We start from the raw sequence: 24,605 nt of genomic DNA, 5'->3' as shown, positions 1-24,605 counted from the left end.
AAAAATGGCTGTTGGTGACGTAACGATGCCACTCATGCATGTGGTGCAGGGTGTAAAAATTGGCTCAACTGAGGCGTATGTACGTTATCCAAACCGACGCGATCTGGTCATTTTTGAATTTGCCGAGGGTTCAAATGTTGCGGGTGTGTTTACCCAAAGCGCATTTGCCGCTGCACCTGTTCTACTCAGTAAAAAGCATCTCGCTGAAAGTACTTCACAACAGCAGCCACGCTATCTGATTATTAATACAGGCAATGCCAATGCCGCCACAGGTAAAATCGGTTATAAAAATGCGGAGGCAACCTGTGCCCAACTGGCTGAACTGACAGGTGTGAAAAGCAGTCAAATCCTGCCATTTTCAACAGGTGTAATTGGTGAGCAACTTCCAATCGAACGTTTGCTGCAAGGCATTCAGCCTGCATTGAATGACTTAAATGCGGATCGCTGGGCTGATGCCGCATCAGGCATTATGACCACAGACACTACACCAAAAGGTGCATCTGAACAGTTTGAGCTGGATGGTGTGAGCTATACCATGACAGGGATTAGTAAAGGTGCAGGCATGATTCGCCCGAACATGGCGACTATGCTGAGTTTTGTGGCGACCGATGCGCCGATTAGCCGTGAATTGGTGCAAAGCCTACTTCAAACCACAGTTGAACATTCATTTAACCGCATTACCATTGATGGTGATACCTCCACCAATGACTCCTGTATTTTTGTCGCAACTGGATTAGCAGGCGGCGCGGAAATTGCCACTCAGGATGATCCACGTTACCAACAGGTGCTGGATGTGCTTGCCCGTATTATGAATCGTCTGGCGCAGTTGATTGTCCGTGATGGTGAGGGTGCGACCAAGTTCATTACCGTTCAGGTTGAGGGTGGGGCAAATACTCAGGAATGTTGTGATGTTGCCTATAGTGTGGCTGAGTCACCATTGATCAAAACCGCATTATTTGCCTCCGATCCAAACTGGGGCCGTATTGTGATGGCAATTGGTAAGGCAGGTGTACCGAATCTGGACAGCAGCAAGGTACAGGTCTGGCTGGGTGATGTACAAATCTGCTTAGATGGTGGTGCCAACCCTGACTATACTGAAGAAGCTGGCGCTGCTGTGATGGCTGAGAAAGAAATTACCATCCGTATAGACCTTGGTCGTGGTACAGCCAAAGACACCGTGTATACGTGTGATTTTTCTTACGACTATGTAAAAATTAATGCCGATTATCGCTCGTAAATATGCGGTATAATAAAGCTCCACAGTGGGGCTTTTTTTATATCATCCATTTGTGGACAATATGCTTGATCCTGAAAGATCAGCATAGACCCACGTTATAAGTTTGCAGTAATGCAGGCGCGCAGGATAGAGAAGACGTTTTATGAATGATACGAATTTAATTGCGAACGAAGCCAAAAATATTGTGCAGGCGCATTTAGATCGTTTGGGTGAACCAAAAGACAACAGTCTTAGCCCAGAAGTGAAACAACAGAAGTTTGCCCAGATTGCAGCAGAGCTTAAAAAACGCAATGCTGTGTTGGTGGCACACTATTACTGTGATCCTGAAGTGCAAGAGCTTGCCGAACTGACAGGTGGCTGTGTTTCTGACTCATTAGAAATGGCGCGCTTTGGTCGTGATCATCCTGCAACAACCCTTGTGGTGGCAGGCGTAAAGTTTATGGGCGAAACCTCTAAAATTTTATCACCAGAAAAAACAGTGTTGATGCCAACTTTAGAAGCAACTTGTTCACTTGATTTGGGTTGTCCTGTAGATGAGTTTTCAGCGTTCTGTGATCAGCATCCTGATCATACCGTGGTGGTGTATGCCAATACCTCGGCGGCTGTAAAAGCACGTGCCGATTGGGTGGTGACTTCAAGCTGCGCGGTTGAGATCATTGAGCATTTAGATAGCTTGGGCGAAAAAATTATTTGGGCACCTGATCAACATTTAGGTCGCTATATTCAAAAGAAAACAGGCGCTGAAATGTTGTTGTGGGATGGTGCATGTATCGTGCATGAAGAATTTCGTGCCCGTGGTATTGCGCAAATGAAAGCGCTCTATCCAGATGCAGCGGTATTGGTTCATCCTGAATCACCTGAATCGGTGGTGGAAATTGCCGATGCTGTTGGGAGTACCTCGCAATTGATCAAGGCTGCGCAGACACTTCCACATAAACAAATGATCGTGGCAACTGACCGTGGCATTTTCTATAAAATGCAGCAGGCCGCACCTGATAAGGAATTATTTGAAGCACCGACCGCAGGCGAGGGTGCAACCTGCCGTTCATGTGCACATTGTCCGTGGATGGCAATGAACGAACTGGATGGGATTTTGCATGTGTTACAGCATGGTGATCAGGAAATACACGTTGATCCAGCCCTGGCTGAACGTGCCAAATTACCTTTAGATCGAATGTTGAACTTTAGCGCTTCGCTAAAGCGTTAAAATGCTTGTTAAATATACATTTGATAAGGAAAAATCATTTTTTTTAAAACTAGGTGTTGACGCGATGCAACGTCAAGCCTAGAATGCACACCGTACCGCACGATGTGCGATACAATAAAAGCTGAGAAATCGGAGCATAGCACAGCCTGGTAGTGCACCTGGTTTGGGACCAGGGGGTCGTAGGTTCGAATCCTACTGCTCCGACCATTTAAAAGATGTTGAAAAACATTATTTTAATATCGGCGAAGTATCGCTTGATAATATTATCATCGTTATGCGCCTGTAGCTCAGTTGGATAGAGCATCCGCCTTCTAAGCGGATGGTCACAGGTTCGAATCCTGTCAGGCGCGCCATTTGGCAGCTTGGTATATAGAATCAAAAATATGTTATGGTGGATGTAGCTCAGTTGGTAGAGCCCTGGATTGTGATTCCAGTTGTCGCGGGTTCGAATCCCGTCATTCACCCCACATTCGGAGCATAGCACAGCCTGGTAGTGCACCTGGTTTGGGACCAGGGGGTCGTAGGTTCGAATCCTACTGCTCCGACCATCATCCTAGAGATGAGATAAAATACCGCTAATAAAGCGGTTTTTTTACGTCTGAATTTTATTATAGCTGAATACGTAATTTATCATTACACCTAAAACCATAGGAAATCAGGTTTTACAGATGTTTCCATGTACTAATATTTTTAGAATTTAGCTATACATCGCAGAGCATGACAAGTTTGGTGTAGTGGAAAGTTTGGGAGAGGTGTCGTGAAGTTTGAGTTTATGAGTTATTCGGTGATTGCCATGAGGCTTCAAGCAGACTAAGAAAAATGGCAGAAAACTCAATAGGAATTGATGGTGATATTTTGCTTGAATCCGACCAAAATTAAAAAATAGGCATGGGGTTCAGTGGATGCTTACAATACACTTGTGTTTATTAAACAAGAAAACCGCCACTAATGGCGGTTTTCTTATCAATGACAACTCATGTGTCGCGTGGTGTAGATTAAACTTACCAGCTTAACGCACCACCAGTCTGATAATCCGTTACCCGCGTTTCAAAGAAATTCTTCTCTTTACGCAAGTCCATCATTTCAGACATCCACTGGAACGGGTTATTCACACCAGCAAACTGTTCAGGTAAACCTAACTGAGCTAAACGACGGTTACAGATGAATTTTAAATATTCTTCCATCATTGCAGCATTCATACCCAATACACCACGTGGCATAGTGTCACGTGCATATTCGATCTCAAGCATTGTTCCTTCAAGAATCATTTGAATGATTTCTTCTTGGAATTCAGCAGTCCACAAGCTTGGGTTTTCAATCTTGATTTGGTTAATCATGTCGATACCAAAGTTCAAGTGCATAGATTCATCACGTAAAATATATTGGAATTGCTCAGCAACACCATTCATTTTATTACGACGACCCATAGACAAGATTTGACTGAAACCACAGTAGAAGAAGATCCCTTCAAGCACGCAGTAGAATGCGATCAGGTTACGCAATAAACGCTGGTCGTTTTCAGGTGTGCCTGTGTGGAAATTAGGATCAGTCAATGACTGTGTATATTTCAAGCCCCATGATGCTTTACGTGCAACACTTGGAATCTCACGATACATGTTGAAGACTTCACCTTCGTCCATACCTAAAGATTCGATACAGTATTGGTAGGCATGGGTATGAATCGCTTCTTCAAATGCTTGACGCAAAATGTATTGGCGGCATTCAGGATTTGTAATATGACGATAAATCGCCAAAACTAAGTTGTTCGCAACCAATGAATCTGCTGTTGAGAAGAAACCTAAAGAACGCATAACAATCGTACGCTCATCTTCGGTCAAGCCATTTTCAGACTTCCAAAGTGCGATATCGTGGTTCATGTTCACTTCTTGAGGCATCCAGTGGTTGGCACACCCGTCCAAGTATTTCTGCCAAGCCCACTCATATTTGAATGGCACAAGCTGGTTTAAATCCGCACGGCAGTTGATCATGGCCTTGTCATCAACCTGTACACGCTGTGCGCCCATTTCCAGTTCTTCCAGACCTGGCGCAACGTCAAGATGTTCTAGGGCTTCAGATGCTCTAGCCAGCGAATCGGTTGGATTTGTTGATCTGATGGTACTGGTTCCAGTGGGTTGTGCAACTGCCACGCGCGGCGATGATGGCTCTGCATCAGGTACCACTTGCGTATCAACCGTTTTTTGCGATTCGAGGGACGCAGACTTGTGTTCAGGTGTAGTCGGTTTTTGCGAATCATCTTCGAAATCGTCCCAACTTAGGATAGACATATTTAATCTCACTATAATCTTAATTTATTTACATTGCAGTTTTAAAAAATGAAAATGGCGCATAAGAAACACAGCAAAACAAAAAGGGTAATAATCAATCCCATCATCGCTAAACGTTTGAGATTGATAGTTGCAGGAAGTGAGTTTGGCGTTAATAATTTGCCTGTTTCATCATAAATGGCAATCGCTCTTGCCCCGCTACTTAGCCCTAGCTCTTGTAATGCTCGTATTTCTACTTGTGTTAAACCAAATTCCATTCGCTCCATTGCTTGAATAAACATATAAGGAGCTAAATACTTAAAACCGCCACCACCACGTTTGAGTAACTGCGTTAATGTAGTTTCAGCGATACTAAAATCACCTAATAACGAACGTGGATGTGAAAACTGTGCACATTCAGTTAGATATTCTGTAGAAGATGGATAATGAAGTACTATCCGATCGACATAAATCTGTACTAAAACAGCAGGAGCATTAGCATATCGTTCTAAATCAGTTTGAAGCATAGTTCTACTTCCCAATAAAGCACTTTATTGACCTTGCTTTTGCTGCTGTTTCCGAATGGCTAAAAATGCATACACCATTGGTACATAAAAGAAAATAAAGGCAAAGATTAAAACACCTAGTCCTAACATGTAGTTATGGCTAATATTCAACATAATCTTTGCCTCTTTCCTTTAAATCTTAAATAAACCCTACTTTATTTAAGAAGGGTTTTTCCAGGATCTAATTACTGACAAGCTTCACAATCTGGATTGTCAATTGAACACGCCAATGGTACTGGCGCTGCTTGAGCAAAATCTTCATCAACAGCTGCTGCCGCCTCTGGTGCAGGAGTTGCTACAGGTGCTGCCGTAACAGTTGCAGGTTTTACTGCGTTCAATGCACCTGTGTTAATGGTCGATTTCTCTGCAGAAGTCGCACCCAATGCACGTAGGTAATAAGTCGTTTTCAGACCACGTAACCATGCCATTTTATAGGTGATGTCGAGTTTCTTACCGTTTGCACCTGCAATATACAAGTTCAACGATTGCGCCTGATCAATCCATTTTTGACGGCGTGATGCAGCATCAACGATCCAACGTGTATCTACTTCAAACGCAGTTGCGAAGATTGCTTTCAATTCTTCAGGAATACGGGCAATCTTTTGTACTGAACCTTCGAAGTGTTTCAGGTCATTCACCATCACAGTATCCCACAGACCACGTTCTTTTAATGCACGAACAAGGTAAGGGTTGATTACTGTGAATTCACCTGAAAGGTTAGATTTCACATACAAGTTTTGGAATGTCGGCTCAATCGACTGAGACACACCACAAATGTTTGAAATGGTTGCCGTTGGTGCAATCGCCATTACATTTGAGTTACGCATACCATCTTTTTGAACTTTGGCACGTAAAGTGTTCCAGTCCAGACGTTGGGTACGGTCAACCTCAAACATACGCTCAGGACGAGTTTTACCAACAAGGTCTAAAGAATCAATTGGCAAGATGCCCTGATCCCACAATGAACCTTTAAATGTTGAGTAAGCACCACGCTCAAGCGCAAGATCGCTTGATGTTTGAATTGCGTAGTAACTGATCACTTCCATAGATTCATCGGCAAAGTCAACCGCTTCATCTGAACCGTAGGCGATGCCCATTTCATAAAGTGCATCCTGGAAGCCCATGATACCCATACCGACAGGGCGATGCTTTAAATTCGAGTTTTTCGCTTGTGGTACAGCGTAGTAGTTAATGTCGATTACGTTATCGAGCATGCGTACCGCAGTTTTAATCGTGCGAGCTAATTTCTCACGATCTAACACTCCACCTTGAACGTGTTGTACAAGGTTAATCGAACCCAAGTTACAAACAGCGATTTCATCTTGGCTTGTGTTCAATGTAATTTCAGTACACAAGTTTGATGAGTGCACCACGCCAACATGTTGTTGTGGTGAACGTAAGTTACATACGTCTTTGAATGTGATCCACGGATGGCCTGTTTCAAATAACATCGAAAGCATTTTGCGCCATAAGTCTTTGGCACGTACTTTCTTATGCAGCAAGTTCTGTTCTTTTGCTACTGCTTCGTAGTGTGTGTAGCGCTCAGCAAATTCAGCACCAGTCAGGTCATGCAGGTCTGGCACTTCAGATGGTGTGAACAGTGTCCATTCAGCATCTTCAAACACACGTTGCATGAACAGGTCAGGCACCCAGTTCGCTGTGTTCATGTCGTGAGTACGACGGCGGTCATCCCCTGTGTTTTTACGCAGCTCAAGGAATTCTTCAATGTCTAAGTGCCAGGTTTCTAAGTACGCACAAACCGCACCTTTACGCTTGCCACCCTGATTCACAGCAACAGCGGTATCATTCGCCACTTTCAGGAATGGAACAACACCCTGAGACTTACCATTTGTACCCTTGATATAAGAGTTCAAGGCACGTACAGGTGTCCAGTCATTGCCTAAACCGCCTGCCCATTTAGACAGCATGGCGTTGTCACGCATCGCACCATAAATGTCATATAGGTCATCACCAATTGTTGTTAAATAACAGCTGGATAATTGTGGGCGTAATGTGCCAGAGTTAAATAGCGTTGGCGTAGAGGCCATGTAATCGAAGCTAGATAATAAGTTATAGAACTCGATTGCACGCTCTTCTTTATTTTCTTCATTGAGTGCGAGACCCATTGACACACGCATAAAGAATAATTGTGGTAATTCAAAACGTACGCCATTTGAATGAATGAAGTAACGATCGAATAAAGTTTGTAGACCTAAATAGGTAAACTGGTTTGAACGTTCTGGCTGAATCGCTGCTGACAATTTAGCAAGGTCAAAATTAAGAAGATCAGGAGATAAAAGATCAAGCTCGATCCCTTTCTTCAAGAAAGGTTCTAAAGCATCGCTTTCCAGCGTATCGGTTGCTAAACCTAAAAACTCAAGACCTGTGCTCACCAGTTCATTACACAATAAACGCGCAGTCACATAGGTGTAGTTTGGTTCCTGTTCAATACGGGTACGGGTTGCCATCATCATGGTGGTAGCAATGTCGCTTTCCTTTACGCCGTTATAGAGGTTCTTAACGGTTTCATCGACAATGGCCTGAACATCAATCCCTTCAAGACCCGCACTTGCAGTTTCAATGGTGGCTGTAAGCGCACTCAGGTCCAATGGCTGGAGCTGACCATTGGCATCAGTAATCTGTAGGGTAGGATGATGGTTCGCACCTGCCTGCTGACGGGCGGTGGCACGCTGTTCACGGTAAATCACGTACGCACGTGCAACCTTTTGCTCGCCTGTGCGCATCAACGCCAATTCAACCTGATCCTGAATCTCTTCAATATGAATTGTGCCGCCTGACGGTAAACGGCGGTTAAAGGTATTCAGCACCATTTCTGTGAGTTGCTCAATACGGTCATGGATACGACTTGAGTCGGCTCCCTGCTGACCTTCAACAGCTAAAAAGGCTTTTCCAATCGCAACAGAAATCTTCTCGGCATTAAATGTCGCGATTTCTCCAGTGCGCTTAATAACCTGAATTTGGCCAGGTGCGGAAGTGATGATGCTCATGTCAGCATAGCTCCATTATCATCTATTTTTATGTTCATAGACCGTTTGAACCGTGCACAAAATATGCCACGATGTTTGAGGGATAAACACAATACTTAGTGGTTAAAGTTTATTTTCAACACAAGATACGGGATTTTTAACAGCAGATCAATCTTGACATTTTACTAAAGTTTTTTTCGTGTTTTAACTGCTGTATTCACAGGCACATAGCATAGCAAAGGACTTTAAAAAGACGTATAGATAACTTTGTGGATAACTCAAAAAACAGACACTTAAATTATTTCGGAAGCGCAAAGAAACAAATTGTTTAATACTGGTACAAAATTTATACTCAATATCTATGTTGTTTATAACAAGCATGCAATTCTGAAAAAGACATTAAAATTCATCATATTAATAAAAATATAACAAAACTGGGTGGACGTGTATCAGTTTGGTGAACGACCACTTGTTTACAATGTAAACGTGTGTATATTGCAAATCATAAACCAATGTATCTGTAAAATTATTAGGGGCAAATAAATGAGCCAAGAAGAAAAGTTACCAAAGATTTTGATCGTTGAAGATGACGAACGTTTAGCACGCTTAACCCAGGAGTATTTAATCCGTAACGGTTTGGAAGTTGGGGTTGAAACTGATGGTAATCGTGCCATTCGTCGTATTACCAGTGAGCAGCCTGATTTAGTGGTATTGGATGTGATGTTGCCTGGGGCGGATGGTCTAACCGTTTGTCGTGAAGTGCGTCCACACTATCATCAACCGATCCTGATGCTGACCGCACGTACTGAAGATATGGATCAGGTTCTGGGCCTGGAAATGGGTGCAGATGACTATGTTGCAAAACCTGTGCAGCCGCGCGTGTTGTTGGCGCGTATTCGTGCGTTATTACGCCGTACCGACAAAGTGACTGAAGATGAAGTCGCACAGCGCATTGAATTTGATGGTCTGGTGATTGATAATGGTGGCCGTTCTGTGACTTTAAATGGTGAGTTGGTTGATTTCACTAGCGCGGAATATGACCTGTTGTGGCTGCTGGCTTCAAACGCGGGCCGTATCCTTTCCCGTGAAGATATCTTTGAGCGTTTGCGTGGCATTGAATACGATGGTCAGGACCGTTCAATTGACGTGCGTATCTCCCGTATCCGTCCAAAAATTGGTGATGATCCAGAAAATCCAAAGCGTATCAAGACCGTTCGTAGCAAGGGTTATTTGTTCGTCAAGGAAACCCATGGTATGTAATTCCATTCATCATTGAAACTTGGGTAGGGGCGAACTGTGTTCGCCTAATATTCATTTTGATATTGAGTCAGCGCATTAATTCACTCGGGCTATTTTCTTTATGGTAAGTCGAGTACTGAAAAACAGCATATTCTTGCGTATTTATGCTGGACTGGTGGTTTTGGTCGTTGTGGTGGCGGTATTCTGTTATTTGCTGGTGCAGATCATCAACTACCAACGGGCGCAGGAATATCGTGAATCCCTGACAGATGGTATTTCCTATGTCATCAGTGAGGACGTGGCTCGCCAACCAGAAAAACAGCAAAAGCTGGACTGGATTTCAGATGCTTCGGATTTGCTGGAGCTTCCGATCTACTATGTTGATGCGGCGCGGGTGGAACTTTCCCGTACCGAGCGAAAGCGGATTGCCGAACAAAAGTCTGTGGTTCGTTATGATGCCAATAATGGCATCGGTTATGTGATTATTGGACTGAAAGACGATCCCAAGCATTTTCTCTACATTAAGGTGCATAAAATTAGGGAGCGGCAGATGAGAGCGCTGCCGATTTTTGTGCTGGACTACCTGAGCTTTTATCCAGGTCAAGAGCGCGAATATCTGGAAAAAATTAAAAAGCACTTCTATTATCCCATTGAAATTGCCGATATCCGAGACATTAACCTCGACCCTGAGCAGATTGGCCGTTTGCGTCAGGACCAGAGCGTGCTGCTGTATAAAGACAGTGTCAGCATGCGTAGCACCACCACCATCTCGATTGTATCTCCAATGCCTAACCACCCTGCACAGGTATTGGTTCTAGGCCCAGTGCCCATGTTCAATTGGATGCCTTTTCAGCTTTCAGCAGGTATTACCTTATTTAGCTTATTCTTATTAAGTCTAGGTGTTTACGGTTTAATTCTACCGCTTGAGCGGAAAATTCGTCTGGTTCGTCATGCCCTGAATAAAATGAAATCGGGTGACCTGTCATTACGTGTTCCGATTGAAGGCACAGATGAAATGGCAAATTTGGCATCAAGTTATAACAATATGTCAGACCATATCCAGCGCCTGATTGAGGCACAGCGGGAATTGATGCGCGCGGTTTCGCATGAGCTGAGAACGCCTGTGGCCCGTATCCGTTTTGGTATGGAGATGCTGGCGGAAGAGGATGATTACAGTTACCGTATTCAGCAGGTGGAGATGATTGACAAGGATATTGAGGCGCTCAATACCCTGATTGATGAGATCATGACCTATGCCAAACTGGAGCAGGGCACACCATCGCTTGATTTTGAAGACCTTGTGTTGGTCGAGGTGCTGGATCAGGTGGTAATGGAGACTGAGGCACTCAAAACCCAGAAAGAAATTGAACTGATTGCGCCGCCTTTGACATTGCGTGTTGATGCCGAGCGCCGTTACCTGCACCGTGTGGTACAGAACCTTGTGGGCAATGCAGTGCGCTACTGTGACAACAAGGTGCGTATCAGTGGTGGTGTGCGTGCTGATGGCAAGGCTTATGTGTGTGTGGAGGATGATGGTCTAGGGATTCCAGAGCAGGAGCGCTCTCGCATTTTTGAGGCGTTTGCGCGTCTGGACGATAGCCGTACCCGTGCATCGGGTGGCTATGGTTTAGGCCTTCCGATCGTAAGTCGTATCGCCTACTGGTTTGGTGGTGAGATTCAGGTTGACCAAAGCCCAAACTTGGGTGGGGCGCGTTTTGTCATGACCTGGCCAGCCAAACGTTATAAACAAAGCGGTAAAAATAAAATCTAGATTTCGGGCATTAGGATTTTATAAGAAACCAAAGCCATTATGGCTTTGGTAAAGTGTATGGCTTAAAACTTGGATAGATTGACTTACTCTTTATTCATGCACAGATGGATCAGGTTCAATCAATGGCTGTCCTGAGCGCAAACCATTGAGCGCATCCGTATTAAAGTCAATCAACAGTGAATTGTTCTTAATATCAATTTTATAGCTTTTGATGAGTGCCTGATCTCCATTGAGGGTTTCTACCTTGTAACTATCGGCAATATTGAGAATACTTTCTAGATTGGTTGTGGTCGCCGCAAAATCCTCTCTAAATACTTCGTATATGTCTCTTAAATCAAAAATCGCGTTGTCAGCATCTGGATGTTTTCGAACATAACTTTCTATATGGCGCATCAGTAGTTGTGAAAAAAAGAAATAATCCGAGTCGTGGGTGTATTCTAGATGCATATTTTTCTCCTTGTTTGCTTCTTTTAGAATACCCATCTATTGCGTCGGCTGTGTATAAAGATAATTAAAGTATTTTGCTGAATTGCAACATATTATGTCGAAATGACCACCCAATTTCGGCCCTGTCTTTTTGCCTGATAAAGTGCATCATCCGCTTGATTGAATAAATGCTTCATCGCTTGATGGTTCTTAGGCATGCAAATACACAGGCCAATGCTGAGCTGGATGAAAAATGCCGTTGTTGATCAATTGAAATAGCGGTTTGGCTCTTGTGTTGGCGAATCTGTTCAGCACAGGCGTAGGCAGCCTTAAGGCTGGTGTCTGCCATAAAAATGGTGAGCTCCTCGCCACCCAAACGTCCGAGCAGGTTATTCGGTCTAAGCTGTACCTGAATGGTTTGGGGTTTAAACGCTTTAAGTCGTTGCCTGAACGCTGCAAAGGCGGGTACGCTTAGCCAACAATCGCACCGATAAAGCTGGTGGGGCGTCATGTTTGTGGAGGACGCTTCAGTAACTCTAGCAAAACCGAGTTGGCAGGTTTAAATGAAGCCAGAAAAGTTAAGTGTGGTGTGGCACTATTATATAAAATTTGTTTAAATTTTCACCATAAATTTGTATCAATGCAATGATTTAGTTCATGCTGCCATGTTTTTGGGCATAGGGAATGGAATTCGAATGTTTTTAGAGTACAGATAAAGAAAAAAATGATTGATATGTAATACTTGATTTGATAATTCGATTTTTAAGGGTGAATTAGCAGTGATCTGGTAGAGAAGTGTAAATTTATGGACAAAATCATCCGAAAGACTAAAGCGCATCAACTAGCATGCGAAATTAGAAATCAGGTACAATTGGCGGGATTAATTTTGTGTTTGGTGTATTTGAAGGCCAATACATACATTCTTTGTTAAAAATAGGCCTGCCAGGAGTTATCCCCGCATGAGTGCCATTACTCCATACGATTGGGCGATTATCGCTTTCGTGATCGGCGTTACATTTCTTTGCGTTTTTATGCTTACAGTTCCCTTACTCCTCGGGGGTAAAGCATGGGGGCGTGCGAAGCAAGAGCAGTTTGAATCAGGTGTAGTTGGTGCGGGTGGTGCTCGTATCCGCTTGTCAGCCAAATTCTATTTAGTTGCAATTTTCTTCGTTGTCTTTGACTTGGAAGCTCTTTACCTCTACGCATGGTCGACATCAGTTCGTGAAGTAGGTTGGTTTGGATTTACCACGGTCGTTATTTTTGTTGTGGATCTTTTGATCGCTTTGGTTTATGCAATTTCTGTAGGCGCGCTGAATTGGGCACCTGTAGATCGTCGTAAATCTGCTGGTGTGACAACAAAAATTGGTTCACCGAATATGAATATTGCTGACATTACTCGATTCAATAATATTGAAGAGCTTGTTGTCGATCCTACTGGTCATATTCCAGCACAGTCTTCTGGTCGTGTTAAGTCTAAAACACCGACTACATCATTACTTAAACAGGAGTAAGTCGGGATGAAATATACTTTAACCCGTGCGAATCCAGATGCCGATCAGTATCCATTACACGATCGTCAAATCGTAACTGATCCTCTTGAGGAAGAAGTGAATAAAAGTGTGATGATGACACGTCTTGAAGATGTGTTGCATACCGCAGTGAACTGGGGGCGTAAAAACTCTTTATGGCCTTTTAACTTCGGTACTTCATGCTGCTACGTTGAATATGCGACGACTTTAACTGGTGTACATGACTTGTCTCGTTTTGGTGCTGAGGTTATTCGTGCTTCACCGCGTCAAGCAGATTTAATGATTGTTGCAGGAACCTGTTTTGTCAAAATGGCACCTGTAATTCAACGTTTGTATGAACAAATGCTTGAGCCTAAATGGGTCATCTCTATGGGGGCCTGTGCGAACTCAGGTGGTATGTACGACATCTATTCTGTAGTACAAGGTGTCGATAAAATTATTCCTGTTGATGTGTACATCCCAGGTTGCCCACCTCGTCCAGAAGCATTGATCCAAGCATTGATGTTACTTCAAGACCAAATTCAACTAGAGCGCCGGCCACTTTCAGCGGTGATTGGTGATGATCTTCAGCCTGTGTATAAGCCAAAGATGATGCCAGAACGCGATCGTAAAAATGCGGAACGTATTGCGGTGAAAAACTTACGCTCTATGGATGAAATTAAATAATTTGAACGATGAATTGTGATATGTCTGATATAGATGTGATCATCGGGAAAATTGCCAGAATTTGTATTAAATAGGAAGCCAAGCCAATGGCTGAAACTGACATTGCTATGCCAGAGTCAACGCAAGTTGATTCACGCCCAGCATTTGCAATCGTAGAAGACCTCAAAACCAAATTTGGTGAGAACTTCTATGTGCAGGCGACTTTTGAAGAGTTTCCAACAGTCTGGGTTGAGCGCGCACGCGTGCAAGAAGTCCTTATGTTCCTCCGTAAAGTGGAACGTCCTTATGTGATGTTGTTTGACTTATCTGCAGTTGATGAGCGTTTACGTGTTCATCGTGATGGTTTACCAGCCTCAGACTTTACTGTGTTTTATCACTTGTTATCGCTTGAGCGTAATAGTGATATTCGTATTAAAGTTGCATTAAATGAAAGTGATTTAAGCATCCCAACCGCAACCAATATTTGGCCAAATGCCAACTGGTACGAGCGTGAAGCTTACGATATGTTTGGTATCGATTTCGCAGGGCATCCGATGCTCCGTCGTATCTTGTTACCAACTTATTGGGAAGGTCATCCATTACGTAAAGAATATTCTGCGCGTGCGACAGAATATACGCCGTATATGCAGAATCAAGCGAAACAGGATTTTGAACAAGAACACCTACGCTTTGTGCCTGAAGACTGGGGTCTAAAACGCGGCAATGCTGATGAAGACTTCATGTTCTTGAACTTAGGTCCTAACCATCCATCTGCACACGGTGCGTTCCGTGTCGTATTGCAGTTGGACGGTGAAGAAGTGAAAGACTGTGTACCTGATATTGGTTATCACCACCGTGGTGTGGAAAAGATGGCTGAACGTCAGACATGGCATTCATTTATTCCTTATACCGATCGTGTTGACTACTTAGGTGGTTGTGCGCAAAACATGCCTTATGTGATGGCGGTTGAGCAGCTTGCTGGTATTAAAGTACCTGAGCGTGCGCAAGTGATTCGTGTGATGTTAAACGAATTATTCCGTATCAATAACCACTTGTTATTTTGTGGTACAGCGATTCAGGATGCGGGTGGTATGACCCCTGTATTCTATATGTTCGCAGACCGTCAAAAAGTCTATGACATCGTTGAAGCGATCACGGGTTACCGTATGCATCCAGCATGGTTCCGTATTGGTGGTACGGCACATGACCTTCCAAACAACTGGCAAAAACTTGTTAAAGAATTGCTGGAGTGGATGCCAAAACGTTTGAACGAGTACTACACTGCCGCACTTAAAAACTCAGTATTTATTGGTCGTACCCGCAATGTTGCGCAATACGATGCTAAATCTGCGTTGGCGTGGGGTGTGACGGGTACTGGTTTACGTGCGACGGGTATTGACTTTGATGTTCGAAAATATCGTCCATACAGTGGTTATGAAAACTTCGACTTTGATATTCCAGTGGAATATGAAGGCGATGCATATGCACGTGTCTTGGTTCACTTCCGTGAAATTACTGAGTCGTTGAAAATTATTCAACAGTGCTTGGACAACATGCCATCTGGTCCTTATAAAGCGGATCATCCACTGGCTGTCCCACCACCAAAAGATAAGACATTACAAGATATTGAAACCTTGATTACGCACTTCTTGAGCGTATCTTGGGGTCCTGTCATGCCTGCAGGTGAGTCATCATTTATGACTGAAGTAGTGAAAGGTGCGAGTACTTATTACTTGACTTCAGACAAGTCAACCATGAGTTACCGTACTCGTATTCGTACACCGACTTTCACGCATTTACAGCAAATGCCTTCTGTGATTAATGGCAGTTTGGTTTCTGACTTGATCATTTATTTGGCGACCATTGACGTGGTTATGGCTGACGTGGATCGCTAGAGGTAAACGATTATGATGATTTTGACTGATAAAAAACCTCGTGTGAATGTTGAAGGGATTTTGACCGCTGAAGAAATCCATGACATTGAACATCATATTGATCACTATCCATATCCACGTGCGGCATCATTGGATGCATTAAAATGCGTACAACGTCGTAATGGCTGGGTAGATGACGCTCAAATGAATGCGATTGCGCAATTGTTGACAATCAGTGTGGCGGATTTAGAGGGTGTAGCAACGTTCTATAACCGTATTTATCGCCAACCTGTAGGTCGTCATGTGATTTTGTTATGTGACTCGATTGCATGCTTCTTGATGGGTGCAGAAACTTTAGCAGAAGCATTTCAGCGAGAGTTAGGCATCCAGTATGGACAAACCACTCCAGATGGTCGTTTCACCTTGCTCCCAATTTGCTGTTTAGGCAATTGTGATAAAGGCCCAACGTTAATGATTGATGAAGATACTCACGGTTTAGTGGATGTGTCATCAGTTAAACAGTTATTGGAGAAGTATGTATGAATACTGAACCAAAACCAATTTATGGCGACGGTAATCCAGAAACTCATCCACTCACTTGGCGTTTGAGTAAGCAAGATGCTGTACGCAATGCTGATGAATACGAAGCTTTAGAAGGTTATGCAGGCTTCAAAAAAGCGCTCAGCATGCCACCAAAAGATGTACTTGACGTGATTAAAGCTGCGACGGTTAAAGGTCGTGGTGGTGCAGGTTTCCCAGCTGGAATTAAATGGTCGTTGATGGCGCCAAATGATGGTGGTCCACGCTATTTAATTTGTAATGCTGATGAAATGGAACCAGGTACCTTTAAAGACCGTTTGTTGATGGAAAAACTTCCACATCAATTGATCGAAGGTATGTTGATCGCAGGTTATACCCTTGAAGCAACGCATGGTTATATCTTCATTCGTGGTGAATACATCGAAGCAGCTCAATACTTAAATGAAGCATTAGAGCAAGTTCGTGCCAAAGGTTACTTGGGTGAAAACATCCTCGGTACTGGTTGGAACTTTGAGATGTATGTTCACACGGGTGCAGGGCGTTATATCTGTGGTGAAGAAACTGCATTAATCAACTCGCTTGAAGGCCGTCGTGCCAATCCGCGTACCAAGCCACCATTTCCACAGGTGGCAGGGGCATGGGGTCGTCCAACGATTGTCAACAACGTTGAAACCTACAACAACCTGCCTGCAATTATGCTGCGTGGTCCTGAATGGTACATCAACCTGTCAGCGCACAAGTCCAAAGACCCAGGCACCAAGATTTATGGTGCGTCAGGCAAGGTCAAGTTCCCAGGTCTTTGGGAATTGCCATTTGGTACAACTGCGCGTGAAGTGATTGAAGACCATGCAGGTGGTATGCGTGACGGTCTAACACTGAAAGCATGGTTACCGGGTGGCGCATCAACAGATTTCTTGGCGGCTGAACATATTGACTTGCCAATGGACGCTGAAAGCATCATGAAAGCAGGTTCACGTTTAGGAACATGTTTGTTGATGGTGGTTGATGAAACCCAATGTATGGTCTCTGCAACGCGTAACTTAGAAGAGTTCTTTGCACGTGAATCATGTGGTTTCTGTACACCGTGCCGTGATGGTTTACCTTGGGCAGTCAAAGCGCTGAAAGCACTCGAAACAGGTACAGGTAAGAAAGAAGATATCGATCATTTACAAGAACTGACGCGTAAATTATGGATCGGTAAAACTTTCTGTGCTCACGCACCGGGTGCGATGGAGCCGCTTATGGGCGCATTAAAATATTTCCGCCATGAGTTTGAAGCAAAGGTTAAAACCCATGCTGCTGCTCTTGACGTAGAACAAGCTTAAGGAATTCGACTATGGCTACAATTCATGTCGATGGAAAATCGTATGAAGTCAATGGCTCTGAAAACTTGCTGCAAGCATGTCTCAGCCTTGGTATCGACATCCCGTATTTTTGTTGGCACCCATCCTTAGGTTCTGTTGGTTCTTGTCGTCAATGTGCTGTTACGCAATATAATAATGCGGAAGATACACGTGGGCGCTTAGTCATGTCTTGTATGACACCAGCTGCTGACAATACCTTTATTTCCATTGAAGACAAAGAAGCAACGGATTTTCGTGCATCAATCGTTGAATTCTTGATGACCAATCACCCACATGACTGTCCAGTCTGTGAAGAAGGTGGTCACTGTCATTTACAAGATATGACGGTAATGACGCAACACGATCGTCGTCGCTATCGCTTCACGAAGCGTACCCATCATAACCAAGAGTTGGGTTCGTTTATTGCACATGAAATGAACCGCTGTATCGCGTGCTATCGTTGTGTGCGTTACTATAAAGATTATGCGGGTGGTACAGACTTTGGTGTCTATGCCAATGCATCACGTGTTTATTTCGGTCGTCCAGAATCAGGAACTTTAGAGTCTGAATTTTCTGGTAACTTGACTGAAGTCTGTCCGACTGGTGTATTTACTGATAAGACGCATTCAGCACGTTATAACCGTAAGTGGGATATGCAATATGCACCAAGCATATGCCAAGGCTGTTCTTCAGGCTGTAACATCTCACCGGGTGAGCGTTATGGCGAAATCCGTCGTGTTGAAAACCGTTTCAATGGTTCAGTCAATCAATACTTCTTGTGTGATAAAGGTCGTTTCGGTACAGGTTATGTGAATCGTGCAGATCGTCCACGTCAACCACAGTTCCGTAATGGTGACACTGTTACAACCGTGAGTGTGGATCAAGCACTTGATCAAGTCATTGCTCAACTAAAAGGCAAAAAAGTATTAGGTATTGGTTCACCACGCGCAAGCTTGGAATCAAACTATGTGCTACGTCAATTGGTTGGACAAGACAACTATTCAACTGGATTGTCTCAAAAAGAGCAAAATCTGGTTGAATTGGCTGCTTCAATCATGCAAACACAGGGTATTTACAACCCGAATATGCGTGAAATTGAAAGTTACGATGCGGTGTTGATCTTGGGTGAAGACTTAACTCAAACTGCGCCACGTATGGCTTTATCGGTTCGCCAAGCAGCGAAAAATAAAGCCAAAGAAATGGCTGCTGCTACGCGTACACCAGACTGGTTAGCTGAACCTGTACAACGTATTGGTCAAGAAGCAAAATCTCCAATCTATATTCTTGCTGCAACGCAAACACGTTTAGCGGATGTAGCGACGGGTGAAGTAGTTGCATCGCCAAATGACATTGCTCGTTTAGGTTTCGCGATTGCTGCTGCGCTTAAAGGTGAAGCGCTGACTGGTTTGGCTGATGATGCAAAAGCGTTTGCACAAACCATTGCAGATACCTTGAAAGCAGCGAAAAAGCCTTTGATTATTTCTGGTACGAGTTTACAAGATCCTGCGATCATCGAAGCTGCGGCTCAAGTCGCTTTAAATCTAGGCGAAAATGCAGGTTTATCATTGACTGTTCCTGAAGTGAACTCAATGGGCTTAGCATTATTCGGTGGCTTAAGTTTAGAGCAAGCTTTTGCCCAGGATTATGATGCCGTAGTTGTGGTTGAAAATGATCTAACTCGTCGTTTGCCAGTCGCTCAAGTAAAAGCTGCGCTTGATAAAGCTCAAACTGTGATCGTATTAGATCACAGCGAAACTGAGACTGTGAAGCTTGCAGATATCGTTCTTTCAGCAGCAAGCTTTGCTGAGGGTGATGGCACTGTCGTGAGTCAAGAAGGTCGTGCGCAACGTTTCTATCAAGTGTATGACCCAAGCTACTACAAGCCTGAATATGCGATCAAAGAATCATGGCGTTGGTTACATGCTGTTGAGACAGGTCTTAAAGGTAAAGCAGTCGATTGGACATTGCTTGATAATGTAATTGATGACATCGTGAAGAATGTACCAGTACTTGAAGCGATTCAAGATGTTGCACCAGATGCAAGCTATCGTGTTCATGGTTTGAAAATTGCACGTGAGCCACGTCGTTACTCAGGTCGTACCGCAATGCGTGCGGGAATCTCTGTACACGAACCGAAGCAACCTGTTGATTTAGACTCAGCATTAACATTCTCTATGGAAGGTTATGTGGGTAATCAGACAGCATCGTCTTTAGTACCTTTCGCATGGGCTGCGGGTTGGAACTCGCCACAAGCGTGGAATAAGTACCAAGATGAAGTCGGTGGTCACTTAAAAGGTGGTGATTCGGGTGTGCGTTTATTCGATCGCTTAGCAAAACGTCCTGCACGTAGCTATGTTGCACCGACTGCCGTGGTTGTGAATCCTGAAAGCTTCCGTCTTGTGCCAATGCACCATATCTTTGGTTCTGGTGAATTCACCATTAAAACACCAGCAATGGAATCACGTATTCCTGAAGCGATGTTTGCCGTGGGTGAACATGATGCGACGCGCTTAAATGTTCAAAATGGTCAACGTATTACCGTGAAAGCAGGTGAAACGAGCATCAGCTTACCTGTACAAGTCATCGAATATTTACCAACAGGTTATATTGGTTATCCAATTGGTCTAGCGCCAACCGTTTCATTGGCAGAGCCTGTGTCTGTGGCAGTAGGAGTGTAATTCATGAATCAAGAAATTATACGTCAAACGCCACTTTGGGCTGAGAACTGGCCAATCGCTTATTCAGTGATTCAAGCAGTTGTGATCCTGTTGGTGGTGGTTTTGGTTGCTGCGTTAATGTCATTTATTGAGCGTCGTCTCTTGGCATTATGGCAAGACCGTTATGGTCCAAACCGTGTTGGTCCGGGTGGTATGTTCCAGATCGTTGCCGACATGCTCAAGATCATGTTCAAAGAAGACTGGACACCAAAGTTTGCCGACAAGCTGACTTTTCGTTTAGCACCAGCAGTTGCCATGGCAACTGCGGTACTTTCGTTTATGGTCATCCCAGTAAGTCCTACACTGGGCGTTGCGGATATGAGTATCGGTCTATTGTTTTTTATGGCAATGGCAGGTATCGCAGTTTATGCCGTGTTATTTGGTGGTTGGGCGTCTAACAACAAATACTCATTACTCGGTGGTCTTCGTTCTGCTGCTCAAACTATTTCTTATGAAGTGTTCTTGGGCATCTCATTGATGGGTGTGGTTGCGATTGCAGGCTCATTCAATCTACGTGAAATCGTTGAAGCTCAACGTGATGTTTGGTTTGTTATTCCACAGTTTTTAGGTTTCTTAATCTTTGTGGTTGCAGGCGTTGCGGTGACGCATCGTCACCCGTTTGACCAACCAGAAGCTGAGCAAGAATTGGCTGAGGGTTATCACGTTGAATATGGTGGTATGAAGTGGGGGATGTTCTTCGTTGCGGAATATGTGAACGTGGTTTTAATCTCTGCACTGATCGTAACGTTATTCTTCGGCGGTTGGCTTGCACCATTTAACTTGGAAATTCCATTTGTTCCACCCGTTTTTTGGTTCGTGATTAAAACAGCATTCTTTGTAATGATGTTTGTATTGGCGCGTGGTTCTTTAATGCGTCCACGTTATGACCAAGTGATGAATTTTGGTTGGAAAGTTTGTTTGCCATTGGCGTTGGTCAACTTGTTAGTGACTGGTGCTGTGATTCTGATGAATCAGGCCTAGGACAGCAGGGAGTACAAAATGTATAAAATTCTAGCTGGATTTGGATCGATTGTCCGTTCGTTGTGGATGGTGTTTAGCCATGTAACACGTAAACGCGACACGATTTTATATCCAGAAGTACCAGCTGAACAAATTGTGCCTCCACGCTTTCGTGGTCGTATTATCTTGACGCGCGATCCAGATGGTGAAGAGCGTTGTGTGGCATGTAACCTTTGTGCGGTTGCATGTCCTGTTGGCTGTATTTCATTACAAAAAGCGGAAAAAGAGGATGGACGTTGGTATCCAGAATTTTTCCGTATTAACTTTTCACGCTGCATTTTCTGCGGTATGTGTGAAGAAGCTTGTCCTACAACTGCAATTCAGATGACTCCAGATTTTGAACTTGCTGAATATGTACGCCAAGACTTGGTTTATGAAAAAGAAAATTTATTGATTTCTGGCCCTGGCAAATATCCTGACTATAACTTCTACCGTGTCACTGGTATGGCAGTAAATGGTAAGGAAAAAGGTCAAGCACAAAAAGAAAGTGCACCAGTTGATGTACGGAGCTTATTACCATGATGTGGCCATTTTATTTGATGGCACTTGTGGCCATCGTATCGACAATTCGTGTTGTGACAAATGCGAATCCCGTACATGCTCTTTTAAGTTTAATCGTTTCTTTACTTGCTGTTGCTGGTATTTTCATGATCGTGGGTGCGCCTTTTGCGGCTGCCCTTGAAATCATTGTTTATGCTGGTGCAATCATGGTGTTGTTCGTCTTTGTGGTCATGATGTTGAACCTTGGACAAGATACCATTGAACAAGAACGTAAATGGTTAACCTCTGATGCATGGGCATATCCTGCATTAATGAGTTTCTTATTGGGCTTGGTTCTGGTTTGGATGTTGGGTGGAGAATACACCACGATTTCTGCACCATTAGGTACAGAAATTGTAGGTCCTAAAGCAGTCGGTCAAGCATTATTTACTCACTATCTATTATTGGTAGAAGTTGCCGCGATGTTATTGCTTGCAGCCTTAGTTGCTGCATATCACCTTGGCAAACGTGAACCAAGTGCAGAAGAGGATAAAGAATAATGGGACACATCCCTTTAGAACATGGTTTGATTGTTGCGACCATCCTTTTTGCACTCGGTTTTTACGGTGTAATGGTGCGACGCAACCTATTATTTATGCTAATGAGCCTTGAAGTCATGATGAATGCTGCTGCATTGGCATTTGTTTTGGCAGGTAGTGTTTGGGCTCAACCAGATGGACAAGTGATGTTCATTTTGATCCTAACGCTTGCTGCAGCAGAGGCGTGTATTGGTCTTGCGATCGTCCTTCAGTTTTATCATCGCTTCCATCACTTGGATGTGGATGCTGCTAGTGAGATGCGCGGATGAGTACATTATATTTAACCGTTTTATTCCCGCTCATTGGTTTTATCCTGTTAGCGGCAGGGCGTAACAAACTCTCTGAAAATGTGGCTGCCATTATTGGTGTCGGTTCAGTTGGTTTATCTGCGTTATTTGCTTTAATCGCGGGTCTTGCATTTACCAGCAGTGGCCAAACTGTTTTTGTTCAACACTTATGGACATGGTTCAGTGTTGGCGGTTTTGAGCCAGGCATCAGCTTGCACCTTGATGGCTTGTCATTATTGATGACAGGTATGATTACAGGTGTTGGTTTTCTGATTCATATCTTTGCATCATGGTATATGCGTGGTGAAGAAGATTACGCACGTTTCTTCTCTTATTTCAACTTATTCGTTGCCAGCATGTTGTTGTTGGTACTCGGCGATAACTTGGCGTTATTGTTCTTAGGTTGGGAAGGCGTAGGTCTGTGTTCATACCTCTTGATTGGTTTCTACTACTCAAACCCTGCAAATGGTTGGGCAGCAATCAAAGCATTCACCGTAACACGTGTGGGTGATGTTTTCTTACTCATCGCATTGTTCTTGCTCTATCAACAGTTTGGTACGTTAAATACACAGTACATTGTTGAACATGCAGCGACTGTGATGACGCAAAGCTCATCATTGTCGATTTGGACAGCATTGATGTTGTTCTTGGGTGCGGCAGGTAAATCAGCACAAATTCCATTACAAACTTGGTTAGCGGATGCGATGGCGGGTCCTACACCAGTATCTGCATTGATCCACGCTGCAACAATGGTGACAGCGGGTGTGTACTTATGCTGCCGTATGTTCTCTGTGATGGAAATGGCACCAGAAGTAATGCAGTTCATCTCGATTACAGGTGCAGTAACCTTACTTGTAGCTGGTTTTGCCGCATTGGTGCAAACCGATATCAAACGTATCTTGGCTTACTCAACCATGAGTCAGCTCGGTTATATGTTTATGGCGGTGGGTGCTGAGGCGTATCAAGCTGGTTTATTCCATATGCTTGCTCACGCATTCTTCAAGGCGTTATTGTTCCTTTCTTCGGGTGCCGTAATTCTTGCATGTCATCACGAACAAAACATTTTCAAAATGGGTGGATTACGTAAAAAGATTCCATTTGTATTCTGGTGTTTCGTCATCGGTGGTGGCGCATTAGCTGCACTTCCAATCGTAACCGTTGGCTTCTTCTCTAAAGATGCCATCTTGGGTGCGGTTTATGCACAGTCTACGATTGCAAACCTTCCACTTTATAATACGTTGTATTGGGTGGGTGTAGCGGGGGCTTTCTTAACGTCTATCTATACGTTCCGTCTAATCTGGGTGGTATTCTTTGGCGAAGAAAAAACCCATGCACATGCCATTCATGGTGTGACTTACTGGGCACCGCTTGCAATTCTTGCAACCTTATCAACAGGTGTTGGTTATTTCTTACAAGCACCGGTTGCCAAGTTATTAACTGCGGCAAGCATTCGAAATAAGGAAATTCCACCCGCTTTACACGATGCTGTGGTACATGCAGAACATTTAGCAAGTGGTGTTGCCCTTGTTGGTTTAGTTGTTGGTATTTTCTTATTTGCCTTTGCGTATGGTGCGGTTAAATCATTTGCTCAAACATCTTTGGGTTCTGGTTTAGCACATATTTGCCGTACCGCATTTGGTTTTGATGCTTTGTATGACATCGTTTTTGTAAAACCATATTTATTGATTGCGAAAATCTTAGGTCGTGATCCAATTGATGGTTTATGGTTAGTGCTACCTGCACTTGTGAAAGGTGGGAATAGCTTTACAAGTTCGCGTCAAACAGGTTCATTGCGTGAATACGCATCAAGTATGTCACTCGGTGTAGTGGTGTTATTGATGATCTTGATCGTGATTCAGGTTGTGGGGAAATAA

At 43.8% G+C, this 24,605-nt stretch carries 20 protein-coding genes, 4 tRNA genes and 1 pseudogene; 19 read left to right on the top strand and 6 right to left on the bottom strand.

All coding sequences use genetic code 11. The features are described from left to right. The first annotated feature begins 4 nt into the window (after positions 1–4). From argJ to F973_RS11570, 6 genes are all read left to right on the top strand, one after another. The gene (argJ, locus tag F973_RS11595) at positions 5–1,237 is read left to right on the top strand and encodes a bifunctional glutamate N-acetyltransferase/amino-acid acetyltransferase ArgJ (RefSeq protein ID WP_004761919.1); all 1,233 of its coding nucleotides are present in this window, start codon (positions 5–7) and stop codon (positions 1,235–1,237) included. A gap of 142 nt (positions 1,238–1,379) precedes the next feature. Further along, a complete protein-coding gene (nadA, locus tag F973_RS11590; protein WP_004761918.1) occupies positions 1,380–2,444 on the top strand; it encodes a quinolinate synthase NadA in 1,065 nt (354 codons plus the stop codon). Between the two features lie 130 nt (positions 2,445–2,574). Beyond that, positions 2,575–2,651: transfer RNA gene (locus F973_RS11585), tRNA-Pro, on the top strand. Between the two features lie 69 nt (positions 2,652–2,720). Continuing rightward, a tRNA-Arg gene (locus F973_RS11580) sits at positions 2,721–2,797 on the top strand. 38 nt (positions 2,798–2,835) lie between these two features. Then, positions 2,836–2,911 (top strand) — tRNA-His (locus F973_RS11575). Between the two features lie 4 nt (positions 2,912–2,915). Next, a tRNA-Pro gene (locus F973_RS11570) sits at positions 2,916–2,992 on the top strand. Positions 2,993–3,445: 453 nt separating this feature from the next. Here the strand turns inward: F973_RS11570 and F973_RS11565 are convergent. The 4 genes from F973_RS11565 to F973_RS11555 all read right to left on the bottom strand — a co-directional run bounded on the left by F973_RS11565 (position 3,446) and on the right by F973_RS11555 (position 8,282). Further along, positions 3,446–4,729, bottom strand: coding sequence for a ribonucleotide-diphosphate reductase subunit beta (locus F973_RS11565; protein ID WP_004761917.1), 1,284 nt, complete (start codon positions 4,727–4,729; stop codon positions 3,446–3,448). 41 nt (positions 4,730–4,770) lie between these two features. After that, the gene (locus F973_RS11560; protein WP_004682967.1) at positions 4,771–5,235 is read right to left on the bottom strand and encodes a hypothetical protein; all 465 of its coding nucleotides are present in this window, start codon (positions 5,233–5,235) and stop codon (positions 4,771–4,773) included. Positions 5,236–5,259: 24 nt separating this feature from the next. Next, the gene (locus F973_RS14810; protein WP_004682965.1) at positions 5,260–5,388 is read right to left on the bottom strand and encodes a hypothetical protein; all 129 of its coding nucleotides are present in this window, start codon (positions 5,386–5,388) and stop codon (positions 5,260–5,262) included. A 71-nt stretch (positions 5,389–5,459) separates the two neighbouring features. Then, a complete protein-coding gene (locus F973_RS11555; protein WP_004761916.1) occupies positions 5,460–8,282 on the bottom strand; it encodes a ribonucleoside-diphosphate reductase subunit alpha in 2,823 nt (940 codons plus the stop codon). Positions 8,283–8,804: 522 nt separating this feature from the next. On the opposite strand from F973_RS11555, the gene bfmR reads away from it, so the two are divergent. Together bfmR and bfmS are read left to right on the top strand one after the other, a co-directional pair. After that, the gene (bfmR, locus tag F973_RS11550) at positions 8,805–9,521 is read left to right on the top strand and encodes a response regulator transcription factor BfmR (protein WP_004761915.1); all 717 of its coding nucleotides are present in this window, start codon (positions 8,805–8,807) and stop codon (positions 9,519–9,521) included. A 100-nt stretch (positions 9,522–9,621) separates the two neighbouring features. Further along, the gene (gene bfmS / locus F973_RS11545; RefSeq protein WP_004761914.1) at positions 9,622–11,271 is read left to right on the top strand and encodes a sensor histidine kinase BfmS; all 1,650 of its coding nucleotides are present in this window, start codon (positions 9,622–9,624) and stop codon (positions 11,269–11,271) included. A 90-nt stretch (positions 11,272–11,361) separates the two neighbouring features. Here the strand turns inward: bfmS and F973_RS11540 are convergent, their stop codons facing one another. Next, complete coding sequence (locus F973_RS11540) at positions 11,362–11,718, bottom strand: hypothetical protein (RefSeq protein WP_004761912.1); 357 nt, start codon at positions 11,716–11,718, stop codon at positions 11,362–11,364. 92 nt (positions 11,719–11,810) lie between these two features. Next, positions 11,811–12,118 (bottom strand): annotated as a pseudogene (locus tag F973_RS15500) (GGDEF domain-containing protein); the annotation flags it as partial. A gap of 538 nt (positions 12,119–12,656) precedes the next feature. On the opposite strand from F973_RS15500, the gene ndhC reads away from it, so the two are divergent. The 11 genes from ndhC (at position 12,657) to nuoL (ending at position 24,605) form a co-directional block, all read left to right on the top strand. Continuing rightward, on the top strand, positions 12,657–13,208 hold the full coding sequence (ndhC, locus tag F973_RS11530) for an NADH-quinone oxidoreductase subunit A (RefSeq protein WP_004675096.1): 552 nt from the start codon (positions 12,657–12,659) through the stop codon (positions 13,206–13,208). Positions 13,209–13,214: 6 nt separating this feature from the next. Beyond that, complete coding sequence (locus F973_RS11525; RefSeq protein WP_004675095.1) at positions 13,215–13,892, top strand: NuoB/complex I 20 kDa subunit family protein; 678 nt, start codon at positions 13,215–13,217, stop codon at positions 13,890–13,892. 86 nt (positions 13,893–13,978) lie between these two features. Beyond that, positions 13,979–15,766 carry an NADH-quinone oxidoreductase subunit C/D gene (gene nuoC, locus F973_RS11520; protein ID WP_004761911.1) on the top strand — a complete coding sequence of 596 codons (1,788 nt, stop codon included), beginning with the start codon at positions 13,979–13,981 and terminating at the stop codon, positions 15,764–15,766. 12 nt (positions 15,767–15,778) lie between these two features. Next, entirely contained in the window at positions 15,779–16,288 is a 510-nt protein-coding gene (gene nuoE, locus F973_RS11515; protein WP_004682954.1) for an NADH-quinone oxidoreductase subunit NuoE, read from the top strand. After that, positions 16,285–17,610, top strand: coding sequence for an NADH-quinone oxidoreductase subunit NuoF (nuoF, locus tag F973_RS11510; RefSeq protein WP_004682953.1), 1,326 nt, complete (start codon positions 16,285–16,287; stop codon positions 17,608–17,610). Before nuoE ends, nuoF begins: the two co-directional genes overlap by 4 nt. Positions 17,611–17,621: 11 nt before the next feature. Next, positions 17,622–20,306 (top strand): NADH-quinone oxidoreductase subunit NuoG, encoded by a 2,685-nt coding sequence (gene nuoG / locus F973_RS11505; protein ID WP_004761909.1) that lies wholly within the window; start codon positions 17,622–17,624, stop codon positions 20,304–20,306. A gap of 3 nt (positions 20,307–20,309) precedes the next feature. Next, on the top strand, positions 20,310–21,326 hold the full coding sequence (nuoH, locus tag F973_RS11500; RefSeq protein ID WP_004761907.1) for an NADH-quinone oxidoreductase subunit NuoH: 1,017 nt from the start codon (positions 20,310–20,312) through the stop codon (positions 21,324–21,326). An 18-nt stretch (positions 21,327–21,344) separates the two neighbouring features. Beyond that, positions 21,345–21,887 (top strand): NADH-quinone oxidoreductase subunit NuoI, encoded by a 543-nt coding sequence (nuoI, locus tag F973_RS11495; protein ID WP_004663751.1) that lies wholly within the window; start codon positions 21,345–21,347, stop codon positions 21,885–21,887. Further along, positions 21,887–22,405 carry an NADH-quinone oxidoreductase subunit J gene (nuoJ, locus tag F973_RS11490; RefSeq protein ID WP_171062062.1) on the top strand — a complete coding sequence of 173 codons (519 nt, stop codon included), beginning with the start codon at positions 21,887–21,889 and terminating at the stop codon, positions 22,403–22,405. Before nuoI ends, nuoJ begins: the two co-directional genes overlap by 1 nt. Next, entirely contained in the window at positions 22,405–22,713 is a 309-nt protein-coding gene (gene nuoK / locus F973_RS11485; protein WP_004638057.1) for an NADH-quinone oxidoreductase subunit NuoK, read from the top strand. The genes nuoJ and nuoK overlap by 1 nt, the downstream gene beginning before the upstream one ends. Then, the gene (gene nuoL / locus F973_RS11480; protein ID WP_004761905.1) at positions 22,710–24,605 is read left to right on the top strand and encodes an NADH-quinone oxidoreductase subunit L; all 1,896 of its coding nucleotides are present in this window, start codon (positions 22,710–22,712) and stop codon (positions 24,603–24,605) included. The genes nuoK and nuoL overlap by 4 nt, the downstream gene beginning before the upstream one ends.

It is taken from the genome of Acinetobacter sp. CIP 102129 (assembly GCF_000368305.1).
In the GTDB taxonomy this organism is placed as follows: domain Bacteria; phylum Pseudomonadota; class Gammaproteobacteria; order Pseudomonadales; family Moraxellaceae; genus Acinetobacter; species Acinetobacter parvus.
This window is presented reverse-complemented; position numbering and strand designations above follow the sequence as displayed.

Excerpts from the sequence above, each read along its gene's own strand:
- ndhC (WP_004675096.1), top strand. The coding sequence starts at position 12,657 with ATGAGTGCCATTACTCCATACGATTGGGCGATTATCGCTTTCGTGATC.
- nuoE (WP_004682954.1), top strand. The coding sequence starts at position 15,779 with ATGATGATTTTGACTGATAAAAAACCTCGTGTGAATGTTGAAGGGATT.
- nuoK (WP_004638057.1), top strand. The coding sequence starts at position 22,405 with ATGGGACACATCCCTTTAGAACATGGTTTGATTGTTGCGACCATCCTT.
- nuoJ (WP_171062062.1), top strand. The coding sequence starts at position 21,887 with ATGTGGCCATTTTATTTGATGGCACTTGTGGCCATCGTATCGACAATT.
- nuoG (WP_004761909.1), top strand. The coding sequence starts at position 17,622 with ATGGCTACAATTCATGTCGATGGAAAATCGTATGAAGTCAATGGCTCT.
- nuoL (WP_004761905.1), top strand. The coding sequence starts at position 22,710 with ATGAGTACATTATATTTAACCGTTTTATTCCCGCTCATTGGTTTTATC.
- nadA (WP_004761918.1), top strand. The coding sequence starts at position 1,380 with ATGAATGATACGAATTTAATTGCGAACGAAGCCAAAAATATTGTGCAG.
- nuoI (WP_004663751.1), top strand. The coding sequence starts at position 21,345 with ATGTATAAAATTCTAGCTGGATTTGGATCGATTGTCCGTTCGTTGTGG.
- F973_RS14810 (WP_004682965.1), bottom strand. The coding sequence starts at position 5,388 with ATGTTGAATATTAGCCATAACTACATGTTAGGACTAGGTGTTTTAATC.
- F973_RS11560 (WP_004682967.1), bottom strand. The coding sequence starts at position 5,235 with ATGCTTCAAACTGATTTAGAACGATATGCTAATGCTCCTGCTGTTTTA.
- F973_RS11555 (WP_004761916.1), bottom strand. The coding sequence starts at position 8,282 with ATGAGCATCATCACTTCCGCACCTGGCCAAATTCAGGTTATTAAGCGC.
- nuoF (WP_004682953.1), top strand. The coding sequence starts at position 16,285 with ATGAATACTGAACCAAAACCAATTTATGGCGACGGTAATCCAGAAACT.
- F973_RS11525 (WP_004675095.1), top strand. The coding sequence starts at position 13,215 with ATGAAATATACTTTAACCCGTGCGAATCCAGATGCCGATCAGTATCCA.
- argJ (WP_004761919.1), top strand. The coding sequence starts at position 5 with ATGGCTGTTGGTGACGTAACGATGCCACTCATGCATGTGGTGCAGGGT.
- F973_RS11565 (WP_004761917.1), bottom strand. The coding sequence starts at position 4,729 with ATGTCTATCCTAAGTTGGGACGATTTCGAAGATGATTCGCAAAAACCG.
- nuoH (WP_004761907.1), top strand. The coding sequence starts at position 20,310 with ATGAATCAAGAAATTATACGTCAAACGCCACTTTGGGCTGAGAACTGG.
- nuoC (WP_004761911.1), top strand. The coding sequence starts at position 13,979 with ATGGCTGAAACTGACATTGCTATGCCAGAGTCAACGCAAGTTGATTCA.
- bfmR (WP_004761915.1), top strand. The coding sequence starts at position 8,805 with ATGAGCCAAGAAGAAAAGTTACCAAAGATTTTGATCGTTGAAGATGAC.
- F973_RS11540 (WP_004761912.1), bottom strand. The coding sequence starts at position 11,718 with ATGCATCTAGAATACACCCACGACTCGGATTATTTCTTTTTTTCACAA.
- bfmS (WP_004761914.1), top strand. The coding sequence starts at position 9,622 with ATGGTAAGTCGAGTACTGAAAAACAGCATATTCTTGCGTATTTATGCT.